The sequence below is a fragment of the Staphylococcus capitis subsp. capitis genome, from assembly GCF_040739495.1.
GTDB lineage: Bacteria > Bacillota > Bacilli > Staphylococcales > Staphylococcaceae > Staphylococcus > Staphylococcus capitis.
The window spans coordinates 846837-872663 of record NZ_CP145263.1 but is presented as its reverse complement, the minus strand read 5'-3'; the positions used below and the strand labels follow the sequence as shown (position 1 = coordinate 872663).

The following is a 25827-nucleotide window of genomic DNA, read 5'->3' as shown; positions in this document are numbered from 1 at the left end:
GCCATGAATCTGCAGTAAAATCAGCCTCATTCTAATCATGTAAATAGTTATCAACTTCATTTACTTTACTTTGTAAGTCAGTTTTATTCATTAAAATGGTAACTGCTTGTAAATGTACAGTATCATCTCCGGTTCTTTGTGAATCACTACCTCTAAATGTTGCATTTGTTTTATAAGTTATATGTCCATTTAAATTAATCACTTTAGGTCTCGTAGCTTCAAAATCTACTGTATATGAGACATCTTTTCTATCTCCAGGGTTTAAGTTACTTATCCATATTCTTAATTTATTACTATTAGTATCTAAGTTAGCACTTACGCCATTACTTGAAATAAGTTTTGAGTTTGCTGGTAATATAACTTCATAGTAAGTGTCCCTTGATTGATTGTGACCTTTATTTTCAACAGATAAATTAATTGTTGCACGTGCAAAATTATCGCTAGGACTATTAGGTTGTGTAGTATATTCCCCTTGAGTCACGTTAGATTTAATATAAGATCCACTATTAATTCTTACATCACTTACAGATCCACCATGATAATAGGATGAATTATCACCAAATCCATGTTCTCTTGAAGAACGCTGGACACTAATACGACCAGTTGATGATACTGGTAAAAAAGAAATTCTAACTCGATTCATATCGTTCGGTATGTTAACCATCGCAGATAATTTACCAGTAGGAAACTGCCCCATTCCATTCAAACGACTATCAAAAAGCACGCGACTCTGATCAACATTACTGATTTTTAATTTAGCACCTGCCGCACCGTCTGAAAATGCTGGACTTGTAGATATAAAATTGACATTTAATTCCGACCCAGGTATCACATCTATATCTTGATAAATGCCTGCTACTTTCGGATCATTAACACTTCTATCACGACCATTAGTTGTTCTTGCAAGTACAACCCCATATGGAGCGTTCCCATTACTCATAAAACTGGCATAGTCTACCGCACTCGGTGTATAAAACATAGGATATTCAGGATTAGGCTCAGTAGAGTAACTATTCCAATTATCCACATTCGTAACTACAGTTAATCTGTTTGACCTTGATGGTAATGTTCCACCAGATACTTGGCTAAAGTTTCCATTTTGAATTGCTGGATTAATTTCATTTGTACTCAATGGATCATTAGATACGTTATTTTCAGGAGCACTTCTAAATGATGATGTATCCCTTTTGTATCTAATATGCGAATGATTTGAAACATTATTATTAATAGTTAAATGTTGTGATTGAACAACATTAGATTGGCGCTTTGGAAGTAAAGATTCTTTATTATGTAATTTACTAGCACTATTTAAAAACTTGTGATAATAATCATCGACTTGTTGTTGACTTTGAGGATGATTTAAAATAGATTCAGCTTCTTGTAAATCAGTTCGAAACAATTCTACAGAATCATTTGTTTTATTACTTAAGTCTATAGATTTGTATTGATTGAAAAGTTTTTCAAGCTGACTAGTATTGATTGCATTTTGAGAATTAGTATCATTATTCGAAATTTTATTTCCAACATCTTGGTGATTAGTTAGTTCATCATTTAAAGATTTTTCATTTTCGATATTGAATTGAGGACTAGTAATATCATTAACTTTTTGATTAATAGTCTTATCATTTTGATCAATACTATCTGCCTTTGCATCATTGAAGTTGGACATCATCATAAAACCTATTATTGCTACACTAGCTGCTCCGAAACCTTGATACTTTCTAATAGAAAAACGTGTGATTTTTTTATCTAAGTTGTTGATTCTTTTGTTTTCCATCATTTTTTCTCCTTAAATATAATGAATTTAAATTGACTTAATAATATATAATCCTTATTTTATTAATGATAAAATATATTTCTCTAAAATATACCACCATTCTATATTTTGCGCAATTGTTTATTTTAAAAAATTTACTATTTGTGCATAAAATAAAGAGTGCGGGTTTTACGCCACACTCTTTTTCTAATTTTATTCTTTAATTTTATTTCTAAAGATTCCTATTAATCCTAAACCAGCTAATAACATTAATAATGCTGGATTAAATGACTGTTCTTTCACCCCTGTTTCAGGTAATTCTTTCTCAGAATTTTTTTGATTTTGAGATGTTTTTTCTTTATTGTCTTCCATACGTTTTGTGATATTGTTTTTGACTTTAGTAACTTCTGATGTTTTCTTTTCTTGTTTAAGTTCAACTTTTTTATAGATATGTTTAGTGATACCATCTTCGGTTACTGTTTTAATATATTTATAACCGCTTATTTGAATTACACCTCTTTGATTTTTAGATGTTTTATCATCTTCTACTGCATCTTTAATAATATTACCTTTGTCATCCAACCATACTGTAACGTTTAAGCTTGGTTTATCGTTTACTATATTTTGATCATCTTTCTGCTTTTCATTTGTAATAGCTGGATCTTTCTGAGTCGGTGGCTTTGTTGGTTCTGCTTTTTTCGGTTGTTCTGGGTCTTTCTGAGTCGGTGGTTTTGTCGGTTCTGCTTGTGTTGGTTGTTCCGGATCTTTTTGAGTTGTTGGTTTTGATGAATTTACTTCTGATGAGTTACTTTCATCTTTTTTTGGTGAACTACTTGTAGCAGAGTTTGCTGTTTGCGATGAATTTACTTTTCTATAAATAAATTTAGTTATACCATCAGAAACTGAAGTTCTAAAATGTTGGTATCCTGGAATTTTCACTGGCACTCTCTCAGAGGCAGGAGTCTTATTATCTTCAACTGCATCTTTAATGATATTGCCTTGATCATCCAACCATACTGTAACGTATAAAATAGGAACTTCATATGTGCCACTGTCTTCCTCTTCGTCAGGATCTTCGTTTGGAGTTCCATCAATATAATCATTCAAATTTTTAGTTGATTTATGAGTAACATTATTAGCAGTTGTGGTATTAGTTTTATCGCTTTCAGTTTGAATAGTTTTAGGTGATGTATTGCTATTAGTCGCATTATTATCTTCAGCTTGTGCGGAACCATTACCCGCAAATAGATATAAAGCTAAAGTCAAAGCGCTCGCTGTTCCATAACTAAAATATTTTTTACTTGGTAAAGATGGAAATTGTTTTAAATCTCTAGGTTTGTTGTTTTTCATAGTTGTCATATCCTCCCAAAATTTTTAACAATAGCATTTATGATTCATTAATTGAGTATTTAAGTTTAAAAGCTTAAATTTCGATACTTAAATACAGCAATTCTCCTCATATTATAGTTAAATTTATTATAATATATTTTTATAAACTAAAATACTCTAATTACAATAATAACCGAAAATAATAGATACAAAAAACTCCTTTCAGAGTAAAAAAACTCTAAAAGGAGTAAAATTAACAACCAGAATGATGTAATTACATCATTCCCGGCATTAAGTGTCGTATAAAATAGATATAAATAGAGAGTGAAAAGACTATAATATCAACATTTAGAACTTTGAATAACCCTATTATTTTTAGCTTTTTTATTCTGTTATGTCATAATTATGTCATTCGAATAGTATATCAAAATACGATATATAGCTAACGATGAAATGTTAAAATTGAAAAACAAAAGTAATTTGGGGCAAAGAATAAGTCTGATTATACTACTGTTCATGCACTTGCCATTATCATCAAAATTATGCCCTTTTTTTGCCCTTAAATATTTCCACTTATAACTAACCACCATATAAGTATGTATGTAAAATCCCTAAAAATAGTATTTCATTTTCTTTATAACTTTCATCTAATAGTTCAAAATAAACCGAAACTGGTTCTGTTATAGGATTTTTAGATCTAGCTATTTTCTTCCCTTGATCCTTATCAATAATATACGCCCAATCACCTACAATGTTTTGAATTTCAAATTCCTTATTAAAAAATGAAAATGTAGCTTTTTCAAAAATTGTTATTTTGCTTTCATCAATTAGTTTAATAGAAAAGGTTTTACTAGTATTGCTCAGGTATTTCACGTAATAGTTTTTATGCTTAAGTTGATTAATTTGTTGAGATTGAAAAATAAGTTTATTATATTCATCATATACTTCAAAGCAATTGTAGAATTTACCATCACCTATAAAATTAATAACTCGTTTAATAAGATTAGAATAACTTTTCTTCACAAAACCAACTATACTTTTATTATTACAATTTTCAATCTTTGATGGTGATGTAGTTAGATTATTATAAACTTTGTATTTATACAATTAGATCCCTCTCTATAGTTGAATTAATAATTTTTTAATATGATTATTTGAAATAAAATAAATATATAGCTACACTAGCCATAATAAGAGCAATTACACTATATATTAGCAGCCAGTATTTTTAGTCTGTATTATTCAAATACACTGTTAAGTGCAAATAAGTCTACAAATATTCCCCTTAACACAATAACAGCATAAGTACAAATAGAGGCTCACTTCAATAGATATGAACTATTTCAACTTCAAAAAAGTGATGTATTGTAAGACCATTCCACTTAATGCTACAAAATGCTTCTCCCACCGTCTTTATTTATTAATAGGATTACTAAATGTTAATTATAATACAATTTACACGAAATTTTATGTAAACATTATTATGCCTTAATATATTTATAATACTTCAAATCATAAGATTTTAATGATAGATTTGTTAACCCTCTATTTTTCCCAATTACTATAGGCAATAAAGCAATTCCTTTGCCAGATTGTATAAGATTAATAATAGCTGCTAAGGAATCAATCTCTATAATTTCACGTGATTTTTCTTTGACATCTAATGACAAGAGCCTAATTGGACATTGTTTGTCACTGTTCACAAACATTGGCATATCACTATTATCATTAGCACCAAATAACATTAACTTAATCACTTTGGTATATTCCAACTTATATTGTAATTTGTTAATTTTATTAAATGATATGACACTATCAAAATCATTAAATTCAATTTCATATTTTAGATTTCCAGTTGTAGCTAATTTAATATTTTCATTTTCCATTGATAATTCATTAGTTTCGATCATATAATTAAAAATAAACTCTGAATATAGTTTAGTTTTAGCATGCAACTGAATCACTTTTTTCATCTTAGCAGTATCCATTAATACTTTTTTGCTATATTTATAAAAATACTCACCTTCCTTATTAGGGAAAACTCCTTTGTTACTTCTTACTAATAAATTCGCCCCCAAATCTTTTTCAATTTGGGAAATTCTTTGAGATATATTAGATTGAGCATATCGTAGTCTTATAGAAGCTTTATTAATAGACTGTTCTTCATATACGACATTGAATATTTTTAAATCGTTAAAATTCACTCTAATCACCTATCAGTTTTTGTGATAACTATATCATAATTTAGTAATATGACTAATAATTTTTACGTGTTAGTTTATTATTAAATAAATAAGGAGGTATTTTTAATATGTATGCAATGCAATATGAAGTTAAGTTACCTAGTGACTATGATATGGAAATTATAAAAAAAAGAGTTCGCGAAAACGGATTTAAAACTGATGGTTTTGAAGATTTAATTATTAAAGCTTATTTAATTAGCGATGAAGATAATATAACTAAAAGTTACTCACCTTTATACTTATGGAGAAATTCTAAAGGTATGACAAAATTTATATTTGATGGATATTTTGATAATATTATTTCATCTTTTGGTTGGCATTCAATTAATATTGGCGTCACTTATTTAGTAAATATCACAGATGATGTATGTAATAGTAAGTACGTTCTTGAGGAATATATTAATATAAGTCCTTCCTCTTCATTAAAAAATCATGATATTGAAAACAAATTCTATTCATTTGATAATATATTAGCACAGTCAATAATATATAACCCTGATAAGTGGAAAGCTGTAAAATATTCTTTTGTAAATGAAGTTCCAAAAAATATTGACAAAAAAGTTCAAGTTTATCAAATACTACATATATCGCAATAACAAGAAGCTAAACCAATTGTGGTGTAGCACAAATCTTAAAATTTGTCAGTAAGTTTCGGAGAACCTATGTGAAAAATATAATAAGAGGTGAACAACTCTTACAAACTAATTGTTAATCTGTATACAAGAATTGTCTAGTGATTTGTACTGTGTTTTAAAATTGTTCACTATTTATTAAAATAGTTGCGAAAGTCAAATGATCTAAGAGTAAATGTTTTATACTTAAAAACCACTCCAATTTAGGAGTGGTCATTTTTCATTAATTGTTTGGTTCACCATTGACTAAGATGCTACGTAAAAAATTAATTACTTTTTCAGCGAATTGTACGAAGTCGCTCATTGCTTTCACCTCTAATAATTTGATTTGATAGGGTCATTTTAAACATTTAGCTATGCATGAATGACAGACGTGAAATGATTGGTTTATAAAGATGATTTTCCGGAGGAGAATAATCATCTTTATATAATAATTATTAACCTTTCTAATTTAAAAGTCTATAGGATAGCTTGAATTTCAATAAATTTTCATCCTATATTTTTACAGTTTTAACAAAGTTAATAGTCACTTAACTGCAATATCAAAGTATAAACTGTTATTGATTTAAAACGCGATTTTAATAATAAAAAGTAAACATGTGTATTCGTATAATATTAATCTACTGCCATTCTGTGACACGGTGCCTATAACTCATTAGCAACAACCCACATATGCTCGTTTAATATTATACTAAATGTTTTAATTAGTATGAACTGACGAATGACTAACTCACTTCTATAGCAACTATTCCATATCAATCGTAATGTTTGTTTTATACAACATCACAAACTTTCAAAAGTTCTTTATATCAGTATTTATAAGCATATACACTAAAAATCACATTCATACTCTTGCCCTTTATTTCAAAATTACGCCCTTTTTCTGCCCTTAAATTTAATATTTCAATAATAATCATTTACAAAGCTCAATATTGAGCCTTGCAATCTTATTTACATAATTACTACATTTAGTTTTGATATTGTTATGTAGTATATTCTTAATGCAAATTTTGAAATTAATCAATCCACTTCAAACACTTGATACACCTTACTTCATACACTTTTTAAAACTCCTAAAATGTTGCATAAATTGATGTTTATTATGATTATTATTAGACGTATATCAGTAGCTTTAAACACATAGTTGCACAAATTAATACCTCAATGCATCATAGGATGTTTCTCAGCGTTAAAAATGCCTATACACAAATATAATTTTTAGAATGAGCTATTTAACTTATCAGTTATGAATGATTGTATACATGTATAAATAATTTTAATAAGATAAATTGAAAGAGTGCATAATAAAGTATTGCCTTATATTAGAGTAGTATTCTATCTCTTTTTATGAGCGTTAAAGTCCTATAATCCACTTCATATCAATATTTAGTTTATATAGTTGTATATTACTGATACAAACTATTTATATAATTTAAAAGCTGGTAAGGAGTTCTATACTTCAGCTTTTTATTTTCTTTATACATTTTTCTTTGTATACTATAAAATTTGAAAATATAATAATAAATTTTAAAACCCTTTTTATCAATGCTCATAATATCTATATCCTTACTTTTACCATTATTAAATTCCATTCTAAAAATACACCGATCTCCATTATAGTATAAAAAGAAAAAATCCGTAATATTCTCAAATTTAATATCATCATAGTTTCTTTTTATTAATGTTAATGCATAATTATTACAATCCATAAACAGAGAATATAACAACTCAAAATTAGTTGAAAACTTTCTAGTTTCTCTATTTACCAATAAAGAAATATTAGTACCATATAAATTTTTATTTACAATATTTGATTTAAATGAGTTATATGCAATTAGTTGCCTATTCATATATACTAAATTATTATAAAATTCAAATTTTTTGACAAATAAAAAATATATAAGATATGTTCCAAAACCTTTAAAATTATACGTAGAAAAATCTCTAATTAATTTTTCAAATTCCACTAAGTATTCATAATTGTTTCCAATATTTTTCTCTAAATTTTGAATTTCAAGTTGTTCTTTTTGCATTTTCCTTGCATTATCCGAAGAAATTTTAGCACCTAAATAAGCCCCTAAAAATGTAGCAAATAAACCAGTGAATGAAATACATAGCGTTATTTTATCTTTGTATTCTATTCCCTTTAGTTTAGCGACAATAATGTAAAAAACTAATAACATTATTGCTATTAAAATAAATAAAAACCACTTTTTTATTCTTATCATATAATTCAGCCTCTTTTAAGTACTTTACATACATAGTCACATAAATTAATTACCCACTGCAACACAGGTCGTTTCTCAGCGTTAAAAAACGCCACTGGTAAGTGACGTTTAAAATGAGATATTTAACTTGTCCGTGTGCTAACTATTTAATTTGCCCTTACCATCAAAATTATGCCCTTTTTTGCCCTTAGTATTTAAATTTGACGATCACATATACACATATCATTTTGTTTAATTTCAATGCAATATAATAGTTCTCTCAGCGTCTTTTAGTACCTAGTATTAATATATATACATAAAAACGTCAAACCTATTAAGGCCTGACGCTATACATTTGAATAAATAAATATCCTATCATCATTTAACATTATAGATGGCACTATTCTTCTATCTACACCATTCTTCACTAACATTAAATTAAAGGATAGTATAATGCCTCCTCGCTCTGCTGCATTTAGTGAGTTCCAGATCTCTATTTCCTTATCTGTCATTAGATTAGTATAAGTAATAACAGTATTTTCTCTAATGCTCATAGCTCTATTAAACATATCGTTTACATCAATCTGTTCTACTTTAGAACACACGGTTATCAGTCCTCTTCTGGAATATCATTAATAATCATTGTTCTATTAGGGTGTTGTTCATGTATTTCATCTAGTGCTTTTCGTTTTTCTTCTTCCTCATCTTCCGGCCATTCACCTATATTAATTAAAATTGGTGTGTCCGTAGCTAACTCTTTCTTATCAGTAAATAACTTATGATACTTACCCAACATATCTCTAGCACGTAAACGGTCACTAGGCTTAATTGGCACCTCTATCAGTTCAACATGTTCATTATAAACTAACTGTACTTTGCCATTTTGTGGATTCTCTTTATATTCACCACGTTTGACAACAACTTCCTTAGTTTCAGTTTCATCACCGACTGCTGAATTGGTTAATAAATGCAATAGCTCATTAGCACTTAATACACTTTCGTCAATAACTTTTTTCTTTTGCTCTTGGATATAATCATTAATATGTTTCTTCTTTAACAAGCGACACCCTGTAACGTGTGCAGTTTTAGGTGAATAGCCAGCTTTTATAGCGCTTTGAGTAATATTTAATGTTCTTATATATTCATTTACAAAACGCTCTTGCTTAGGTGTTAATTTGTCCATATACTCACTCCTTAATATAAATAGTGCCTACCACTAAGGATAGGCAAGATATTTATTTAACTATGCGATTTTCTTCGGCCATTCTCTTAAGACTTTTCTCTCTTTGTGATTTTTTGGATAGTTCATCTTTTCTTAGCTGTTGAATATTTTGAGAAATTTGTTGTTCTACTACATCTAATAATTTTTGACATTCGTCTGCCGATAACGTTGTTTCTGTTAAAATATAATTGCTAACCTTATCTAAATTATATTTTCTAGCCATTATTTATCACCTCTTAATTGCATTTTATTTTTTATATTAATGAATGGTAGTACATCTCCACCTACATAATTTGAATATCTATTAGGACTGAAATAGTTTCTAATTTCTGCTCTTACTTCTTCATCCTTTTCAAAGTTTTCTTTGTCATAAACTCGAACAAATCTATCAAATTCTATTTCATATTCATCGTTTAATTTTGAAATTTCATTTGCAATTTTGTTATATTCCTCAACGATTGGCTCAAATTTTGCTAATATACGTTCTTTGTCCTTTTTGTACAAATGAGGTAAATCTGCTTGATGTTTAATCAATTCAATTGCTTTTTCTTTTCTAGTTTCATCAAATACTTCTTGTTTAGTAGCAAGACGCTTGCTAATAGCTTTTAATTGCCTTTCATCGGCGTCAGTAGTTTGATATAGTTCATCTGCCTTATCGTCTTCACCATTCGCTACTAACTGCTTATATTCCTCTTTATCTGATTTAATTTTAGCTTGTAAATCATTACGTTGTTGTTCTAATTCATTAATTGCTTTACGTTGATTAGTAATAAACTGGTTGTATTCTTCAAAATATGCTTCTGTTTTCATTTTCACTTCTCCTTATACTAATTGCATTTGTTTTTGTTGCCTCTCTTGTTTCAAACGTTCTTTAATACGTTGCTTACGAGCTTTACCGTCTATCTTACGCTTTTCTTTTTCCAATTTGATTTCTTCTTGCATGGATTGACGTTTGTTATCTTTAGTTGAATTCACTAATTGCAAAATGTCATTACTAATTCGATTTAATAATTCATCATCAATCAAAATACTATCTTTTTGATACCTTTTAATTTGTCGTTGTTCATCATCAGAATATTGAGATAATAATTTATGAAATTGTTTTAAATCATTCTTTGAATGATGTTTATATTTGTGCAGCTTATCTCATTCTTCAATAATAGATAATGCTAAATCTTCTATGTGATTCGACTCATAGGACAACTGCATAGTGTATGGATCAATAAACATTCTCGGATAGTGCAGTGCGTACATATCTTCTATTCGTTGTTCCCATTCATCAAATGCTTGCTTTAGGTATGTAGCATTATATTTTGTCTTTAGGTTCTTAACTGCAAATCTTTGTACTAATTCCAAATTACTACACCCTTTTAGATTTCCATTTCTTCTATAGCATCAATACGTGCTTGGCTACCCTCTATTTGACGTTGAATACTATTGATAGCATTACGTCTATCAAACTCATTCTCAATCATGTAATAGCCTCTGTGTGTCTTACTGTAGTTATATCCGATTGGGTAATGATAGTTCAGTATTAAACTATTGATAGTTAAGCGCAACCATCTTTCGTTTGTACGATTAACTGTCATACCTAATTGATTTAAAATATTGGTTTTAGTAATATATTTCTTAGACGTATTTCTTATCACATTGAGTACTTGGCGGTGTTCATCGGGTAAGTTGTACGTCTTTTCTTTTTCTATCATTTTTTGCATCTGTTTCACCTCACTTATTCAATTACTTTATACCTTAATTATACTAAATTTACACGAAAACGCAAACTAATGTTCGTTATTCGAATTTATTTAACTTACTATTAACATACGTCAAAACATTGTAATAAAAGCCTTGAAAAACACTTTTTTAGTTATATATAGAAATGCCACAAAAAGAACTAATGTTCGTTTTCGCAAACTCGCACACCCTAGTGTATTTCTACAACAATTAACATTTATTAGCTATATATAGGAGCCACACAACACATGTGACCCCTTATTTAATTACTTACTCACACTGTAGTATGATTCTTTCAGCTCATTCAACTTACGCTCTAACGCTTTGTAATCGTCTTGTGTAGCTTTCTCATCTTGGACAAATTCAGTTACTAACTTCAGTCCCTCAACTAATTCTGGTGCTGGCTCATTAATGCCAGTAGCTAACTGGTACAACGTTTCCATATTCCCTATAACATCAGCATTACTAGACTGAACACCCTCAAGCTCATCTATATTGAAATCTCTACTCATATAATCGAACATGTCGCTATTATTACTTTCTGCAAATGTTTCTAGGCCATACATGAAATAATCATTATCAAACATGAAACTAGCCATCATATCGCTTATAGTGTCATGTGTGCCATCTGGTATTTCATATCCAGTATAATACCCCTCAATGCTCTCTATTAGTTTCTCAGTATGCTTTTCTGAGGCTATCTCAAAAGATTTTCTCACTTCACAATTTTTTATCAGTACATGAGCATACATTTTACCTTTACTTACTAGATACACAGTGTTGAAAGGATCATTATAAATCCTAAATGCAAAAGGTACTTTATAACTACTTTCACATAAACCAGTAAAATATCTTAATAATGTTGCTGCTCTAGTTTCAAATTCATTTGCTATAATTTCAACGTTCATTTTATTCCCTGCTTTCTTTTAATGTAATTTAAATAGTTTTTAGTTCTTGCAGCTACTAATTCAAAACTACCATCTGCTATTGTTCTATATGATACTCTTTTATCATTCTTAAAGTCGTAAGTTTCACGCCATGCTATCCACTTAGTCCCAAAGTTTTCAAGATACAATGTTGATATGCGACTAATTGAGCAATAATATATTTCTTCAGATATTCCAACTAATAAACCTAGTTTTCTTAATTCGTCATCTATATTAAATTCGTAATGAGTTTCTTGCACTGTTATATGAGGCCTCCCACTCTTCTAAAGTAAATTCATCACCATTTGCTTTAACATCACCAATAATTACTTTTAGAGGCTCTATATCCACGTTACATTGTAATGCATAACTAATAGCCTTATATACATCATTATTACGTTCTACGCTTTCACCATTGATTACACGATTGTATGCCTCTTTACCTAGTCCACCTTTACCAGTATGTTGTAAATAATTGAAATTGTGATTAGGCAATACACTTTTTACTGAGAACTTTTCCATAGTCTGTTGTAGGTAATTTCCACGTTTTGAAAATATACGATCTTCAAATTCACCATCATAAGCGATTACTTTTTTCTTATTACTTGTGTATAGTCCTTTAGCTGTTTTACTTCCAGCTAATACAAAATAGTTATTATCATGTGCTTTAATGTCTACTGATGGTAAATATCCTATTTTTTGAGCGTATTCAACGCCATCACGTTTTTTAAATATTACATGCTTTCCCCCACTTGCTGTTGTCTGCACTAGCGTATTTTGTGCATTAGAAACAAACTCATCATAGTAAGGAATGTCTTTCAAACTATCAAAGCCACTTTCACCATTTACGTGATTAATATCAATGTCGATACACCATAAACCACGAGTAAGAACACCTAATACATTTGTCTTTGCATATGCTAAAAAGTGATTATCTATAAAATCATCATCAATAGTTACATTTTTAAATGATACTGTTGGCTTTTTATTATCGTTTAAAGGTACAACTTGCACATCTTTATTAAGTAGATACTTTGCTGCATTGTACATTTTCATGAGAATACCTCCAATAGAACACTAACCCTTATAACTTTAATTTTGTTCTACACTTGCATTTATTTATATATAATCAAAATACGCTAAGTAAAATAAGAGTTATAAGAGTTAGTAGTTGAAATTTCAATGTTTCAAGAGTTAGTACAAGAGTTAGTAAGAGTTAGACTATCCTAAGTTTCAATCAAAGCCAAAGCCATATTAAATAATTCTTGATTTTTCACTTTATGAACTTTAGTATTTTGTCCCTCTATCCATTCCTGCTTATTGATAGCTACTCCTATTTTTTTCATATCTTCTTTAGCTTTTTTATATCTTAGACTTTTATAATCTTCTTCGATAGTTTTTTGTAGTATTTCATCACCTGAAAAAATAAAATCTTGTTTAGATAATACTTTGAGCATAAGAATTTGAGTATCGGTTAATTCATCTTCGGTGTAATAGTTTTTAAGCGTTACACTATTAAACTTAAATTCTCTGCCTATTTGTTTAAGATACTCAAGACTTAATATTAAAAATGATACTGACGCATTGACTGAGTTTTCCCCGTTAGGCTTAACAAAGTCCCAAAATGGTTTAAATACTTTATAACGTTCTTCATCAGTTTCGTTCTTCGGTCTATCCTTAAATGCAATCTTAACTGTACGTGTTCTATTAGCTGTAATTTCACCAGTATCAACACTTTCATTAGTATCTAAAATTAATACTGCATTATTTTTAAACTTAACGTTATTTCGTTGTATGCCACGCCCTGAAATATTCTCACCAGTAGCTATTTTGCGTAATATCCTCATCATACTTTTATTAATTTCGCCTGTTTCATTTGCATGAGCAATATCTGCACCATAAAAGTTAAGCCATTCATTTGCAGCCTCAAAGCCAGATGATAATAAACTTTCAAAATTAACTTTGTTAACTTTTAGAAGTTTCTCAAAAGTTTCCATAAATAAACCTTTACCAGATCTGCCGAAGTCTTTGATTAAGAACCATTTTTCAGCTTGAATAAGTTTCATTTTTCGATACATAGTATAAGCATGTACCAACATTAAATTATTCTTACTGCGTTCATTGTCACTTACTAGGTCAAAGAATTGTTGTGCTAGGTTAGTGTTTATATTCTTCTTATCTACATCATATTTAATGATATAGTAATCGTTACTATTAATTTTCTTATCTACAAATTCTAATTCTCTGCAATTGTATATCCAATCATTACCTGCAATAGCGTAAGGATAGATATTATATTGATAATCATTAATGAAATATTCTTTGTAAACCTCTAGCATTACATCAAGAAAATCATTAATATGATACTTATTGTCTACTGGATACTCTAATGAAAAATTAGTATTATCTATAATTTCATATTGATTGCTATTTAATTTGATAAAGCTATCCAACTCTTTTGAGTAGATGACTTTTTCAGTAATTAGATCAATAATGAACTTTGCATAGCTATTTGTTTTACTAGGCTTAAAATGTGCCTCTTTATTCTCCTCACCGTTCTCTACTGTTGTTTTAACAGAGATAGTTCCATAGACTGCACCTATTTCTCTAGGTTTTATGGTATAATCTAAAGTAAGGTTATTAATGTAATCACCTACAAAATCATCTTTTTTACAGTGATAAACACTTCCTTTATTATTAAAAATTTGTTTTTCTGTTGTAATTGCAGCAAAGTAAATTCTTTTACTAATTTCTTTTATACGAGATAAATTAGGTGTATCAACATTATCTAATTTAGAATGGAATTGATAATGTTTTTTATATAAAGAAACTTCGTCCATTTAATCAGCCTTTCATTTTTGTATTTTAAGAATTAGCACAGAAATGTTATATTATTCCTGTGCATTTGGTTTTCAAAATGTACTAGTTATGCGTTATCTGATTTAGTCGCCAAACTATTCATATCAGATGACGCTCTTTTTAATTCTTCCATTGCATTGTTGTAATGATGTTCCACTTGTCCAATCATTGAACTCACATCAGTAAAGATTGAATTGATAACTGCAAGACAAACAAAATGATTTTGAATGCTTTCATTTGCAGTATATGTTGCTACTTGATCGTTAGACGCAACTAGCATTTTCTTATATTTCTCAGCACGTTCCATTTCATCTGCTACTAAGTTTCTGAGTGCGCTGAGTTTAGAAGTTAAATCTGCACTTACTACTTCATCTTTGATTTCGTGAATTTGATATTTTAATTTTTTCATTTACTACTCCTCCAATCTTTCAACAAAAACTAGCATTTCTTCAACAGCTAATTTTAATTCTTCAATATCGTCTTTAGTTAAGAACTTACTAATATTAGAATCTTCGTAAATGATAGGGAAATCTGTAAAAGTTTCAGTAGCTTGAACAAGATTTTTGTATTCTTGATAATCATTAGTGATTTCTAAAATCTCATTATTATTTAAATAAGGATACATTTTTTTAATAATTGAAATATCTTTATTACGACGTTTTTGTAATAGTTTGCTCATTTTTTTAATGTGCTTTTTGCCATTTACGATATGATCGTAATTCAATTTGTCTTCAATATTTTTATAATCTTTGTTATTTAATTTATTCATTGTTTCATTTTCCTCTCTGAATTTAATTTGTTTGTTTAATTTTTGTTTATTGTTCATCTGGTTGAACCTCCACTTTTTCATAATTTAATAGTGCAATTACGCTACCTAATAAATAAATAGCAAGACCTACATGAAATGCTATAAATGCACTAGCTAATAAAGTTGTTAAACTGATTAATAATAGTTGTAATGTGAATTTAACCATTTTGCACCTCCATCAATTTCTTAACATTAATTTGTTTTAAATCATTGTTGTATATATCCATGTGTGATGTGAGTTGATTCATAAACGCATCAACATCTGATTTCTTAAATCGGTATGTGCTACCTACCATGTAATACTTCATACCATTATTAATTAGCAATTCTTCAATCGTTGGTTTACTTAAATTTAGGTACTCAGATAATTCCTTATAAGTCATAAAGAACTTTTCCCTAGCTAGTTCATCGACACGTTGATTAATTGCTTGCTCTAACAACTCACGTGCTTCTTGTTCATCAATATTAATATCGAACATTTATTGTGCCTCCTTTTCTTCAAAGTAAAATAAATCTTTAATTTCAACGTCTAAGACATTAGCTATATTTTTTGCTAGTTTTGGACTAGGAATCTTTTTTCCATTTGCAATTGCACTTAAATAAGATATTCCTATTCCTAATTCTTTAGATAAATCTGATAAATTATATCCCTTTAAAAACATCGCTTTTTTAAAAGACGTATTATTAATCAATATAGACATTTTAAAGCCTCCCTTTTGCATACATTTAAAGTTTGCGTATTTGCGTAAATATTATTTACACAACTAATTATAAACACCTTTCTGAATATATTGCAATAGTTTTTTAAAAAAAATGCAAAAATTATTGTTTTGCAAATACGCAAAATGCTATTATTAAATTGAGGTGATAACATGAAAAAAGTTGGAGATTATTATAAAGAATTAAGAAAAGACTTAAAAATGACGCTTGAGGAATTTTCTTATACCATTGGTTTATCAAAAAGTTATTTAAATCAAATAGAAAAAAATGAGAGAATACCTTCGAAAAGTAAACTATTTCAAAACATTTGTTATTTAAATGAATTTCAAAAACTAGATCCACCATTACCTGAAAATGAAATACTTAAAGTCTTTGCAAATCAGAAGAAACTTGATTATTCACTTTTGAAGAAAGAATACAGGGAGTACGTTGAAGAATTTCTAGAAAATATTATTAAACATGAAAATTCAATCGGTATAAAATTAGATAATTTAGATAATAATTGCATCGCTTATCCTGTCAATCATGATGAGAAAATTAAGGAATTAGACAAACCATATTTTGATTTAGAGTGGTTATTATCACAAAATGATTATCATGTGTTTTATGGAAATAAATTTTTTACTGACAAAAATAAAATCCATACTGATAGTATAGATGAATTAACTTATAGCAAATTAAATGAAGATGATAAAAAGATGATTAAAACAATAATCGAAAGTATTTTTGAAACAAAATACGACAAAAGTAAAAAGGTAAATAACTTTAAAATGAATAAGTAGGTGTTCATGTGGCAAGCTATGACCAAATCGCTAAAAATAACTGGCGTTATCGCATTTCACTTGGTAAAAACGTAGACACTGGCAAATACGAATACATATCTAAGACTGGCTTTAAACGTAAATCAGATGCTAAACATCAAGCTGAAATGATTGAGCGTCAATTAAGAAATGGTGACTATATCGCCCCATCTTCTAGCACATTCAAACAAGTAGCTGATGACTGGCTTAAGCAGTATGCTAATGATGTAAAAGTAAGTAGTGTCAGAGCGCGTGAGAAAGCCATACAGCATGCCATAGAGCGCTTTGATACTAAACCAATACAAAATATCAAGAAACATGATTATCAACGCTTTGTAGACGATATGAGCGCTCAGTATAGTAAAAATTATGTTGATAGTATTGTCGCCTCTACAAATATGATTTTTAAATATGCTCATGATATAAAATTAATAAAAACATTACCTAGTGAGGGTATTAAACGACCTAAAAAGCAAGTCACAGTTGAGGAATTAGAAGGAAACGAAATCAAACAAAAGTTTCTTGAAAAAGATGAATTACTACAATTTTTAAAGATTGCTAAGTATCACCATTCACCACAAAATAGCTTTGAAGTATTTACCACATTGGCATATACTGGCATGCGTGTAGGCGAGTTGTTAGCGTTAAAATGGTCTGATATAGACTTTGAGAACAACACGATTAGCATTACTAAGACTTATTACAATCCAAATAATAATAAAAAGCATTATCAGATACTTACACCTAAAACTGAAAGCTCAATCGGTAAAATATCAGTAGATCCCCACGTGATTCAATTACTCAAAGATTATAAGGTAAATGTCCAGGACGCTTGGAAAAATGAATTATATGTAGATAATAATTTTGTGTTTACTGATGTGAATGGCTATCCTCTTGTGATTAAAAAACTGTCTACATGGATTAAAGCAATTATGAAAAAGACAAATATAACCAATAAACAAATCAGTACACATTCGTTCCGTCATACACATTGTGCGTTACTGATTGAAGCAGGTGTACATATCAAAGAAATACAAGAACGATTACGCCACAAAGATATAAATACCACAATGAACATCTACGCAAAAATTACCAACTCATATAAAAAAGACGCTTCCCACAAGTTTAGTCAACTCATGGAAAGCGTCTCAAAAGAGTTATTTTAAATGTCCGTTTAGTTCAGCTGAATCAAACGGCATTTTTTATTTTCTGGATTTTTATGTCATTATTATGTCACGATAAATTGTTGAACGCCTTTGAATAAACGTTTATAGGCGTTTTTACATCATTCCCGGCATACCGCCCATACTTGGTTGTTCATTATTTTCTTTTTCAGGAATAGTAGCTACTACTGCTTCAGTTGTTAAGAACATTGCTGCTACGCTTGCTGCGTGTTGAAGTGCTGAACGAGTTACTTTAGTTGGGTCTACAATACCTTCTTCAAGCATATTTACCCATTCATTCGTCGCTGCGTTAAATCCAACACCTGCATCTGCATTTTTCAATCGTTCAACTATAATTGAACCTTCTAAACCAGCATTTTCTGCAATTTGACGTACTGGAGCTTGTAATGCCTTAAGCACAATATTTACTCCTGTTTCAACATCGCCTTCTGCTTCAATTTCGCTTACCTTTTTATAAATATTAACTAAGGCAGTACCACCGCCGGCAACAATACCTTCTTCGACTGCGGCACGTGTAGAGTTTAAAGCATCTTCTATTCGAAGTTTACGTTCTTTTAATTCAGTTTCGCTTGCAGCACCTACTTTGATGACTGCTACACCGCCAGCTAATTTAGCTAATCGCTCTTGTAATTTTTCTCTATCGAAATCAGAGTCAGTTTCTTCGATTTGTGCTTTAATTTGACTTACACGAGCGTCGATATTATTTTCATCACCGTCACCATCTACAATAGTTGTATTATCTTTAGTGACTTCTACTTTATTAGCTGTACCAAGCATATCGATTGATGCATCTTTTAATTCTAATCCTAAATCATCTGTAATCACTTGAGCACCTGTAAGGATAGCTAAGTCTTCTAACATTGCTTTACGACGATCACCAAAACCAGGAGCTTTAACAGCAACAGCTGTAAATGTACCACGCATACGGTTTAAAACAATATTAGTTAGAGCGTCGCCTTCTACCTCATCAGCCACAATTAAAATTGGTCGACTAGATTGAACTACTTGTTCTAATAAAGGTAAAATATCTTGGAATGATGAAATTTTCTTATCTGTAACGAGAATATATGGGCGTTCAAGTTCAGCAATCATTTTATCTGAATCAGTTACCATATAAGGTGATTGATAACCACGATCAAACTGCATACCTTCAACGACTTCAAGTTCTGTATTGAAACCGTTTGATTCTTCAATAGTAATAACCCCATCATTACCGACTTTATCCATTGCTTCAGAGATGTATTGGCCAATTTCTTCGTCAGCAGCTGAAATAGCACCTACTTGCGCAATTTCATTTTTATTTTCAACTTTTTGAGAGATATCATGTAAAGCTTCTACAGCTATTTTAACGGCTTTATCAATACCTTGTCTTAAACCAACTGGATTCGCGCCACTTGTTACGTTTTTAAGACCTTCTTGAATCATTGATTGCGCTAAAACTGTTGCAGTCGTAGTACCGTCACCAGCAATTTCATTTGTTTTGTTTGCAACTTCTTGAACAAGTTTTGCCCCCATGTTTTCATAAAGGTCTTCTAACTCGATTTCTTTGGCAATTGTAACCCCATCATTTGTAATTAATGGTGTTGTATATTCTTTATCTAAGACAACATTACGTCCTTTTGGACCAATTGTTACTTTTACAGCATTTGCTAATTTATCTACACCTCTTAGCATTGCTTGACGTGCATCTTCTGAGAATTTTAAATCTTTTGCCATACTTGGAATGACCTCCATTTATTAAGATTTCTTACATAGATGTTCTATCTGTTTAATATATTTTTTATAATTAATGAATTACTGCTAAAATATCTTCTTCATTTAAAATTAAGTAAGTATCGTCACCACGTTTAACTTCTGTTCCAGCATATTGTTGGAAAACAATAGTGTCGCCTTCACTTACTTCAGGAGCAACTCGTGAACCATTGTCTAGTAGGCGTCCTGGTCCTACAGCGATGATTACACCTTCATTTGATTTTTCTTTAGCGCTATCCGTTAAAACAATACCGCTTTTAGTTGTTTGTTCTTGCTCTTTCTTTTCAATAATCACACGATTTCCTAATGGTTTAAGCATGATTGTTCCTCCTTCATTCACATGTGATTTAGCACTTTAATTAATAGAGTGCTAAGCTATTTTTATATTAATCAAATTTGGTCAATAATTCAAGTGAAAAGGTTAGCGAATAAATTTTGTACATCTATATTATTTACGATAAAATAAACTATACTCAGAAATAGATGGAGGTAAGTTATGAGAAGACTTTGGGTGTCCTTATTAACGGTACTCGCCTATGGCTTGGCTCAAATGCTACCTGGTTTTATACTTAGAAGTCATTTGCTTGGTCATATGTCTAAAATTGAAACTGCTAAATTCATGATATTCACGCAAGTTTCTCTTTTTATATTAGCCGCAATTATAATAATTTTAATAAATTTAAAAGTTAAAAATCCCACTACACTGGAAGCTGGTAAGAAGGAACCCAAGAGATACATCATTCCTTGGGCACTATTAGGCTTTTGTCTTGTTATGGTTTATCAAGTTATTATTAGTTTGATTTACTTTACAATCATGGGTAGTCAACAGACAAGTCCAAACACTGAACGTATAATAGCAATCGCTAAAAAAATGCCTATTTTTATTATTTTAATATCTATAGTAGGTCCTATTTTAGAAGAATTTGTCTTCAGAAAGGTGTTCTTTGGTGAATTATATAATGCAATTAAAGGCAATCGCATCGTTAGCTTTTTGATTGCTTCAATTGTAAGTTCACTTGTCTTTGCTCTTGCACACAATGATATAAAATTTATCCCTATGTATTTTGGTATGGGCATGATCTTTTCACTTGCTTATGTATATACTAAAAGAATTGCTGTACCAATAGGTATTCACATGTTACAAAATGGTACAGTCGTACTTATGCAACTTTTTGGCGCAGACGCTATAAAAAAAGCTAATGAACATGCCAACTTTATTCTACAACTTATATTAAACTAAAATAGCATCTAATCATGTAAAATGTTGCGAAGTATACATGATTAGATGCTTTCTTTATTATTGTTTATTTTTTCTTCTATTATAAATGAACATACCTACGACTCCTGCAAATATTGAAACAATAGCACTGCCTAAAGTGATAAGCGCACGATCTAATTTCTTATTTTTGTTGTAATCTTCAGATTGTTCATTATCATTTGTAGTGATTTCATCTGCACTATGATTTTTAAAAGCACTACGACTACCTTTCTCTTTATCGTTAGGTTTCTTCAAGTCAGGCATGGAGCCAATTTCACCAGTAATTAAAGCCAATACTTGTTCATCTAAGTTTTCATAATATTTACTTGCGTTTAATGGATTGAAATATTGAAATCTGAAATAATTTGAACCTTTTTGTAAAGAATCTAAATATTCATTTCCACTAAAATTTTGTTTTTTAAATAAACTATAAATATCACTATCAGTAATTTCACCATTTTCAGTATCTAGATTTCTTACTTGATTAATTAAAAATGGATTGTATTTATAGGCACCGCTAGCTAAACTTCTAAATCTATCTAATAATGAATTTTTTTCAGAATCTTGACTTTGCTCACCTTTACTGGTGTTTTGAGAATTATTATGATTTACAACTGAACCCGATCTATTCCAAATAAATTGATTTCTATCATAGTTAGGCTTTTGATGGTTAGATTGTGAGTAATTCAAGTCATTGTCATCATTAGAATTTCTTTTTAATGGAGCCCCACTATTGCTACTATTTTCATTATCATGACTACCTCTATTAGGATTTAGTAAAATTCCATCATTACTATCCTGAGGATGTATTGACGAAGAATGATCGCCATCGCTAGCATGATGATTTGCATTTGATGAGCTACCTTCCGTATGGTTACTCGAAGGTTGCCCGTTATTATTTGAATTAGATGGGTGATGTGAACCACTTTGATGTGAATGATCATTCTCGTTGCCATTATTATGACCACTTGAACTACTATTATCATTTCCATCAGAAGGATAGTTATCCCCAGACCCGTGTCCATTTGAGTTGCCGTGGTTATGACTATGGGAGCCAGAATGTCCACTACCCGAATGTGAATGGCCATCACTACCACCATCAGACGTATGATCGTGTCCGTGATCAGATGTGTGATCATGTCCGGAACCTGAGTCACTGCCTGAGTCAGAATCGCTGTCCGAATCTGAATCGCTATCTGAACCAGAGTCACTGTCTGAATCTGAGTCGCTGTCTGAACCAGAGTCACTGTCTGAATCTGAGTCGCTGTCTGAACCAGAATCACTGTCTGAATCTGAATCACTGTCCGAATCTGAATCGCTATCTGAACCAGAGTCACTGTCTGAACCAGAATCGCTGTCTGAATCTGAGTCACTATCTGAGTCAGAATCGCTGTCTGAATCTAAATCACTGCCTGAATCTGAGTCACTGTCTGAACCAGAATCGCTGTCTGAATCTGAGTCACTATCTGAGTCAGAATCGCTGTCTGAATCTAAATCACTGCCTGAATCTGAGTCGCTGTCTGAGTCTGAATCACTCTCTGAGTCTGAATCACTATCTAAATCTGCCTCGCTATCTGCGTCAGAATCGCTGTCTGAATCACTGTCTGCGTCAGAATCACTAGCTACGTCAGAATCGCTAGCTGAGTCCGAGTCACTGTCTGCGTCAGAATCGCTGTCTGAGTCAGTATCAGTATCAGAATTTAAATCATTTATTGAATTCGAATCAGACTGCTCATTTTCAGAAGTCGCGAGTGGATTTACTTCATTTTCATTGGATTGAGGTTGTTGACTTATTGAATTATCATCACTTGAAGTCTGATTTTCAGATTCTATTTGATTCGTATTAGCACTCGAAGAAATGGGCTTTGTATTATCATCTGCTGCATGCGCATGATTATCAAATAAAGATGTACTTAACATAAATGCAAAACCTGTTAATACAAACGAATGCTTGATTTTATTATTATTCATAAGTCAGTCACCTCCTCTTTTAGTTCTTTTATCATCTTTAGTATATATAAAATATTAGATTTTTGCATTTAAATAAGACTTTTGAAAATGAATATTAATCTTATTGAAATTTCATAGTAATTATTTGTACACTCTCCAAAGTATAATTATTATAGTATGTAGAAATCTAAAACAAAGGAGTACTTAAATATGGGTATTTTTAATAATAATGAAAATGAACAATCATTTAACGAAGCTATTGAAACTAGAAGAACTATTTATAATTTAGAAAAAACAATATCAATTAGTGACGAAGAACTAGAAGAATTAATCGCACATGCTGTCAAACACGTACCTTCTGCATTCAATTCTCAATCAACAAGAATTGTTTTACTTTTAAATGACAAAAATGAACAATTCTGGGAAAATTCGAAATCTATTTTAAAAGAAACTATGGGACCTGACAGAGACTTTGAACCTACCCGTCAAAAAATTGATAATTTTAAACATTCACATGGCACAATTCTTTATTATGAAGATCAAAGTGTTATTAATGCATTACAAGAAAAAATGCCTAATTTCTATGAAAACTTTGAAATATGGTCTAATCAAGCTAACGCAATGCATCAATACGCAATTTGGACTGCATTAGCTACTAAGGGTATTGGTGCATCTTTACAACATTACAATCCTATTGTAGATGAATCTACTGCTAGTCAATTTGATATTCCAAATACTTGGAAATTAATCGCTCAAATGCCTTTCGGTGATGTACGTGAGAATGCTAATGAAAAAGAAATCAAACCTTTAGAAGATCGCTTTATTATTAAAAAGTGAATGACTTAACTGCGTCTGTGTATGTATTACACAGGCGCTTTTTTGCGTTTAATACATAACTTTAGTATCTTATAAATAACTCGTAATAGGGAGTGACGAAGATGAAAATTCAACTTTTTCAATTTCATGTAATTTATGGAAACACTAATAAGAACGAATACAAAATCCAAAAATGGTTTAAAGAATACTTAAATGAAGATACTGATGTCGTTGTTTTACCTGAAATGTGGAATAATGGATACGCTTTAGAGGAATTAAAAGATAAAGCAGATACTAATTTAAATAGAAGTTTTTCACTTATAACTCAACTTGCTAAGCAATACAATGTTGATATTGTTGCAGGCTCTGTATCAAATATTAAAGACAACAATGTATTTAATACAGCATTTTCAGTGAATAAAGATGGCGAATTAATCAATGAGTACGATAAAGTCCACCTTGTGCCGATGCTTAGAGAACCAGAGTTTCTAAAAGATGGAGATAAAGTACCTGAACCTTTTCAGTTATCAGACGGCACCCTAGCGACACAAATCATTTGCTATGATTTACGATTTCCTGAATTGTTAAGATATCCGGCTAAAAACGGTGCTAAAATCGCATTTTACGTTGCACAATGGCCTAGCGCTAGGCTAAATCATTGGTTATCACTACTTAAAGCAAGAGCTATTGAAAATGATATGTATGTCGTTGCAACAAATGGTTGCGGTAATGATGGAAACACAGAATATGCTGGCTATTCGACCGTAATAAATCCTAATGGAGAAATAGTTCAAGAATTATGCAGTGATGAAGGAGTACTTACTACTAATATAGATTTAAAATTAGTTGATCAACAAAGAGAGTCTATTCCAGTATTTAAAAACTTAAAACCTACTCTATATAAATAAAAAATTAAGCCGTGAGCTTGGGAGGGACTCACGGCTTTGATAACTTATTATTAAGGGAATGTTTTTACAGTTATTTTTTCAATCTATTTTTTGGGGATGTTATTAATTATGAAAAAATTTTAGTGAATTTATCTATTTTATTAATGATAAATTGAATGTTGTTTACGATAGCTTACATGCTAGAAATAATTACCTAATTAAAGGTAGCTAAGAATAATACGTAACACTGAGTCCAAGGAAACTACAGCTTTATAGCAAATGTTGCTCACTTGCTATTAACTTTGGGTTATTAAGTTGGGATGGCTTAACAACCCATTACTTAGTCATACTATACGAAGAAAACAAAGTTACAATGAAAGAATTCAAAACTTATTTTTTGAATTTTTTAACTGTTTCAATGATCCATTTAATGAAATCACCGATTGTAGATACGATATCTGCAGCCATTACACTTCACTCCTTCCAACTAAATAATGGATTTGAATGATTTGGGAAGAATCATTCAATTAAGATTAAGCAAATTTTTCAACTATCTTTCCATCACATCTCTGTGATATGAGTCTATTAAAACATGGTTTTTACATAATAGTACGAATATTCCTTAACTCGTCAAAAATTGTACTTAAGTGTATTCCTTTTTATGATAAAATATCACTTAGGAATTAAAAATAACAGTTAGGTATAATTATTTAACACTTAGGCATAATATTTAAAATGAGTTGC

Annotated in this window: 30 protein-coding genes; 6 read left to right on the top strand and 24 right to left on the bottom strand. The window is 30.2% G+C overall.

Going from position 1 to position 25827, the window contains the following annotated elements; genetic code table 11:
- Window positions 1–31: 31 nt before the first annotated feature.
- From V6C74_RS04380 to V6C74_RS04365, 4 genes are all read right to left on the bottom strand, one after another.
- The gene (locus V6C74_RS04380; RefSeq protein WP_016898687.1) at window positions 32–1777 is read right to left on the bottom strand and encodes a SasC/FmtB family protein; all 1746 of its coding nucleotides are present in this window, start codon (window positions 1775–1777) and stop codon (window positions 32–34) included.
- A gap of 192 nt (window positions 1778–1969) precedes the next feature.
- A complete protein-coding gene (locus V6C74_RS04375; protein WP_039973946.1) occupies window positions 1970–3106 on the bottom strand; it encodes an LPXTG cell wall anchor domain-containing protein in 1137 nt (378 codons plus the stop codon).
- A gap of 558 nt (window positions 3107–3664) precedes the next feature.
- Window positions 3665–4192, bottom strand: a complete 528-nt coding sequence (locus tag V6C74_RS04370; RefSeq protein ID WP_103175507.1) for a hypothetical protein — start codon at window positions 4190–4192, stop codon at window positions 3665–3667.
- Window positions 4193–4566: 374 nt separating this feature from the next.
- Window positions 4567–5289 (bottom strand): LysR family transcriptional regulator, encoded by a 723-nt coding sequence (locus V6C74_RS04365; protein ID WP_002467947.1) that lies wholly within the window; start codon window positions 5287–5289, stop codon window positions 4567–4569.
- A 107-nt stretch (window positions 5290–5396) separates the two neighbouring features.
- Here V6C74_RS04365 and V6C74_RS04360 point away from each other — a divergent pair, with 107 nt between their 5' ends.
- Window positions 5397–5924, top strand: coding sequence for a DUF4865 family protein (locus V6C74_RS04360; RefSeq protein WP_049390909.1), 528 nt, complete (start codon window positions 5397–5399; stop codon window positions 5922–5924).
- Window positions 5925–7366: 1442 nt separating this feature from the next.
- Here the strand turns inward: V6C74_RS04360 and V6C74_RS04355 are convergent.
- The 16 genes from V6C74_RS04355 to V6C74_RS04280 all read right to left on the bottom strand — a co-directional run bounded on the left by V6C74_RS04355 (window position 7367) and on the right by V6C74_RS04280 (window position 16417).
- Entirely contained in the window at window positions 7367–8188 is an 822-nt protein-coding gene (locus V6C74_RS04355) for a hypothetical protein (RefSeq protein WP_049390906.1), read from the bottom strand.
- A gap of 589 nt (window positions 8189–8777) precedes the next feature.
- The gene (locus V6C74_RS04350) at window positions 8778–9350 is read right to left on the bottom strand and encodes a terminase small subunit (RefSeq protein ID WP_049390905.1); all 573 of its coding nucleotides are present in this window, start codon (window positions 9348–9350) and stop codon (window positions 8778–8780) included.
- Between the two features lie 52 nt (window positions 9351–9402).
- A complete protein-coding gene (locus V6C74_RS04345) occupies window positions 9403–9612 on the bottom strand; it encodes a hypothetical protein (protein ID WP_049390904.1) in 210 nt (69 codons plus the stop codon).
- Complete coding sequence (locus V6C74_RS04340) at window positions 9612–10199, bottom strand: hypothetical protein (protein ID WP_049390903.1); 588 nt, start codon at window positions 10197–10199, stop codon at window positions 9612–9614. The genes V6C74_RS04345 and V6C74_RS04340 overlap by 1 nt, the downstream gene beginning before the upstream one ends.
- Before the next feature lie 12 nt (window positions 10200–10211).
- Window positions 10212–10415 carry a hypothetical protein gene (locus V6C74_RS04335; protein ID WP_237631699.1) on the bottom strand — a complete coding sequence of 68 codons (204 nt, stop codon included), beginning with the start codon at window positions 10413–10415 and terminating at the stop codon, window positions 10212–10214.
- A gap of 120 nt (window positions 10416–10535) precedes the next feature.
- Window positions 10536–10745 carry a hypothetical protein gene (locus V6C74_RS04330; protein WP_229717011.1) on the bottom strand — a complete coding sequence of 70 codons (210 nt, stop codon included), beginning with the start codon at window positions 10743–10745 and terminating at the stop codon, window positions 10536–10538.
- A gap of 14 nt (window positions 10746–10759) precedes the next feature.
- The gene (locus V6C74_RS04325) at window positions 10760–11104 is read right to left on the bottom strand and encodes a hypothetical protein (protein WP_049390902.1); all 345 of its coding nucleotides are present in this window, start codon (window positions 11102–11104) and stop codon (window positions 10760–10762) included.
- Window positions 11105–11389: 285 nt separating this feature from the next.
- Window positions 11390–12031, bottom strand: coding sequence for a pathogenicity island protein (locus tag V6C74_RS04320; RefSeq protein ID WP_049390901.1), 642 nt, complete (start codon window positions 12029–12031; stop codon window positions 11390–11392).
- Window positions 12028–12309, bottom strand: a complete 282-nt coding sequence (locus V6C74_RS04315) for a hypothetical protein (RefSeq protein ID WP_049390900.1) — start codon at window positions 12307–12309, stop codon at window positions 12028–12030. Before V6C74_RS04315 ends, V6C74_RS04320 begins: the two co-directional genes overlap by 4 nt.
- Window positions 12284–13105 (bottom strand): bifunctional DNA primase/polymerase, encoded by an 822-nt coding sequence (locus V6C74_RS04310; protein ID WP_049390899.1) that lies wholly within the window; start codon window positions 13103–13105, stop codon window positions 12284–12286. The genes V6C74_RS04315 and V6C74_RS04310 overlap by 26 nt, the downstream gene beginning before the upstream one ends.
- Before the next feature lie 170 nt (window positions 13106–13275).
- The gene (locus V6C74_RS04305; RefSeq protein WP_049390898.1) at window positions 13276–14889 is read right to left on the bottom strand and encodes a hypothetical protein; all 1614 of its coding nucleotides are present in this window, start codon (window positions 14887–14889) and stop codon (window positions 13276–13278) included.
- An 86-nt stretch (window positions 14890–14975) separates the two neighbouring features.
- Window positions 14976–15317 (bottom strand): hypothetical protein, encoded by a 342-nt coding sequence (locus V6C74_RS04300; RefSeq protein WP_049390897.1) that lies wholly within the window; start codon window positions 15315–15317, stop codon window positions 14976–14978.
- Window positions 15318–15320: 3 nt separating this feature from the next.
- Complete coding sequence (locus tag V6C74_RS04295) at window positions 15321–15734, bottom strand: hypothetical protein (RefSeq protein ID WP_049390896.1); 414 nt, start codon at window positions 15732–15734, stop codon at window positions 15321–15323.
- Complete coding sequence (locus V6C74_RS04290; RefSeq protein WP_165353538.1) at window positions 15724–15882, bottom strand: hypothetical protein; 159 nt, start codon at window positions 15880–15882, stop codon at window positions 15724–15726. The genes V6C74_RS04295 and V6C74_RS04290 overlap by 11 nt, the downstream gene beginning before the upstream one ends.
- Window positions 15875–16195: a helix-turn-helix domain-containing protein gene (locus V6C74_RS04285; protein ID WP_049390895.1), complete on the bottom strand. Its 321-nt coding sequence runs from the start codon at window positions 16193–16195 to the stop codon at window positions 15875–15877. Before V6C74_RS04285 ends, V6C74_RS04290 begins: the two co-directional genes overlap by 8 nt.
- Window positions 16196–16417 (bottom strand): helix-turn-helix transcriptional regulator, encoded by a 222-nt coding sequence (locus V6C74_RS04280; protein ID WP_049390894.1) that lies wholly within the window; start codon window positions 16415–16417, stop codon window positions 16196–16198.
- A 171-nt stretch (window positions 16418–16588) separates the two neighbouring features.
- Between V6C74_RS04280 and V6C74_RS04275 the strand changes: the two genes are divergently transcribed.
- A complete protein-coding gene (locus V6C74_RS04275) occupies window positions 16589–17218 on the top strand; it encodes a helix-turn-helix domain-containing protein (RefSeq protein WP_049390893.1) in 630 nt (209 codons plus the stop codon).
- An 8-nt stretch (window positions 17219–17226) separates the two neighbouring features.
- Window positions 17227–18402 carry a site-specific integrase gene (locus tag V6C74_RS04270; protein ID WP_049390892.1) on the top strand — a complete coding sequence of 392 codons (1176 nt, stop codon included), beginning with the start codon at window positions 17227–17229 and terminating at the stop codon, window positions 18400–18402.
- Window positions 18403–18516: 114 nt separating this feature from the next.
- Here the strand turns inward: V6C74_RS04270 and groL are convergent, their stop codons facing one another.
- On the bottom strand, window positions 18517–20136 hold the full coding sequence (gene groL, locus V6C74_RS04265) for a chaperonin GroEL (protein WP_016898685.1): 1620 nt from the start codon (window positions 20134–20136) through the stop codon (window positions 18517–18519).
- A 70-nt stretch (window positions 20137–20206) separates the two neighbouring features.
- A complete protein-coding gene (gene groES, locus V6C74_RS04260) occupies window positions 20207–20491 on the bottom strand; it encodes a co-chaperone GroES (RefSeq protein ID WP_002453650.1) in 285 nt (94 codons plus the stop codon).
- A 177-nt stretch (window positions 20492–20668) separates the two neighbouring features.
- On the opposite strand from groES, the gene mroQ reads away from it, so the two are divergent.
- Window positions 20669–21412 carry an intramembrane glutamic endopeptidase MroQ gene (gene mroQ / locus V6C74_RS04255; protein ID WP_002453651.1) on the top strand — a complete coding sequence of 248 codons (744 nt, stop codon included), beginning with the start codon at window positions 20669–20671 and terminating at the stop codon, window positions 21410–21412.
- Window positions 21413–21469: 57 nt separating this feature from the next.
- Here mroQ and V6C74_RS04250 read toward each other — a convergent pair whose 3' ends face one another.
- Entirely contained in the window at window positions 21470–23401 is a 1932-nt protein-coding gene (locus tag V6C74_RS04250; RefSeq protein ID WP_103175508.1) for an SdrH family protein, read from the bottom strand.
- 189 nt (window positions 23402–23590) lie between these two features.
- On the opposite strand from V6C74_RS04250, the gene V6C74_RS04245 reads away from it, so the two are divergent.
- Together V6C74_RS04245 and V6C74_RS04240 are read left to right on the top strand one after the other, a co-directional pair.
- Window positions 23591–24217 carry a nitroreductase family protein gene (locus V6C74_RS04245; RefSeq protein ID WP_002453654.1) on the top strand — a complete coding sequence of 209 codons (627 nt, stop codon included), beginning with the start codon at window positions 23591–23593 and terminating at the stop codon, window positions 24215–24217.
- Window positions 24218–24318: 101 nt separating this feature from the next.
- Window positions 24319–25104, top strand: a complete 786-nt coding sequence (locus V6C74_RS04240; RefSeq protein WP_002453655.1) for a carbon-nitrogen family hydrolase — start codon at window positions 24319–24321, stop codon at window positions 25102–25104.
- A 369-nt stretch (window positions 25105–25473) separates the two neighbouring features.
- Here the strand turns inward: V6C74_RS04240 and V6C74_RS04235 are convergent, their stop codons facing one another.
- Window positions 25474–25551 carry a delta-lysin family phenol-soluble modulin gene (locus V6C74_RS04235; RefSeq protein WP_100209060.1) on the bottom strand — a complete coding sequence of 26 codons (78 nt, stop codon included), beginning with the start codon at window positions 25549–25551 and terminating at the stop codon, window positions 25474–25476.
- Window positions 25552–25827: the final 276 nt, after the last annotated feature.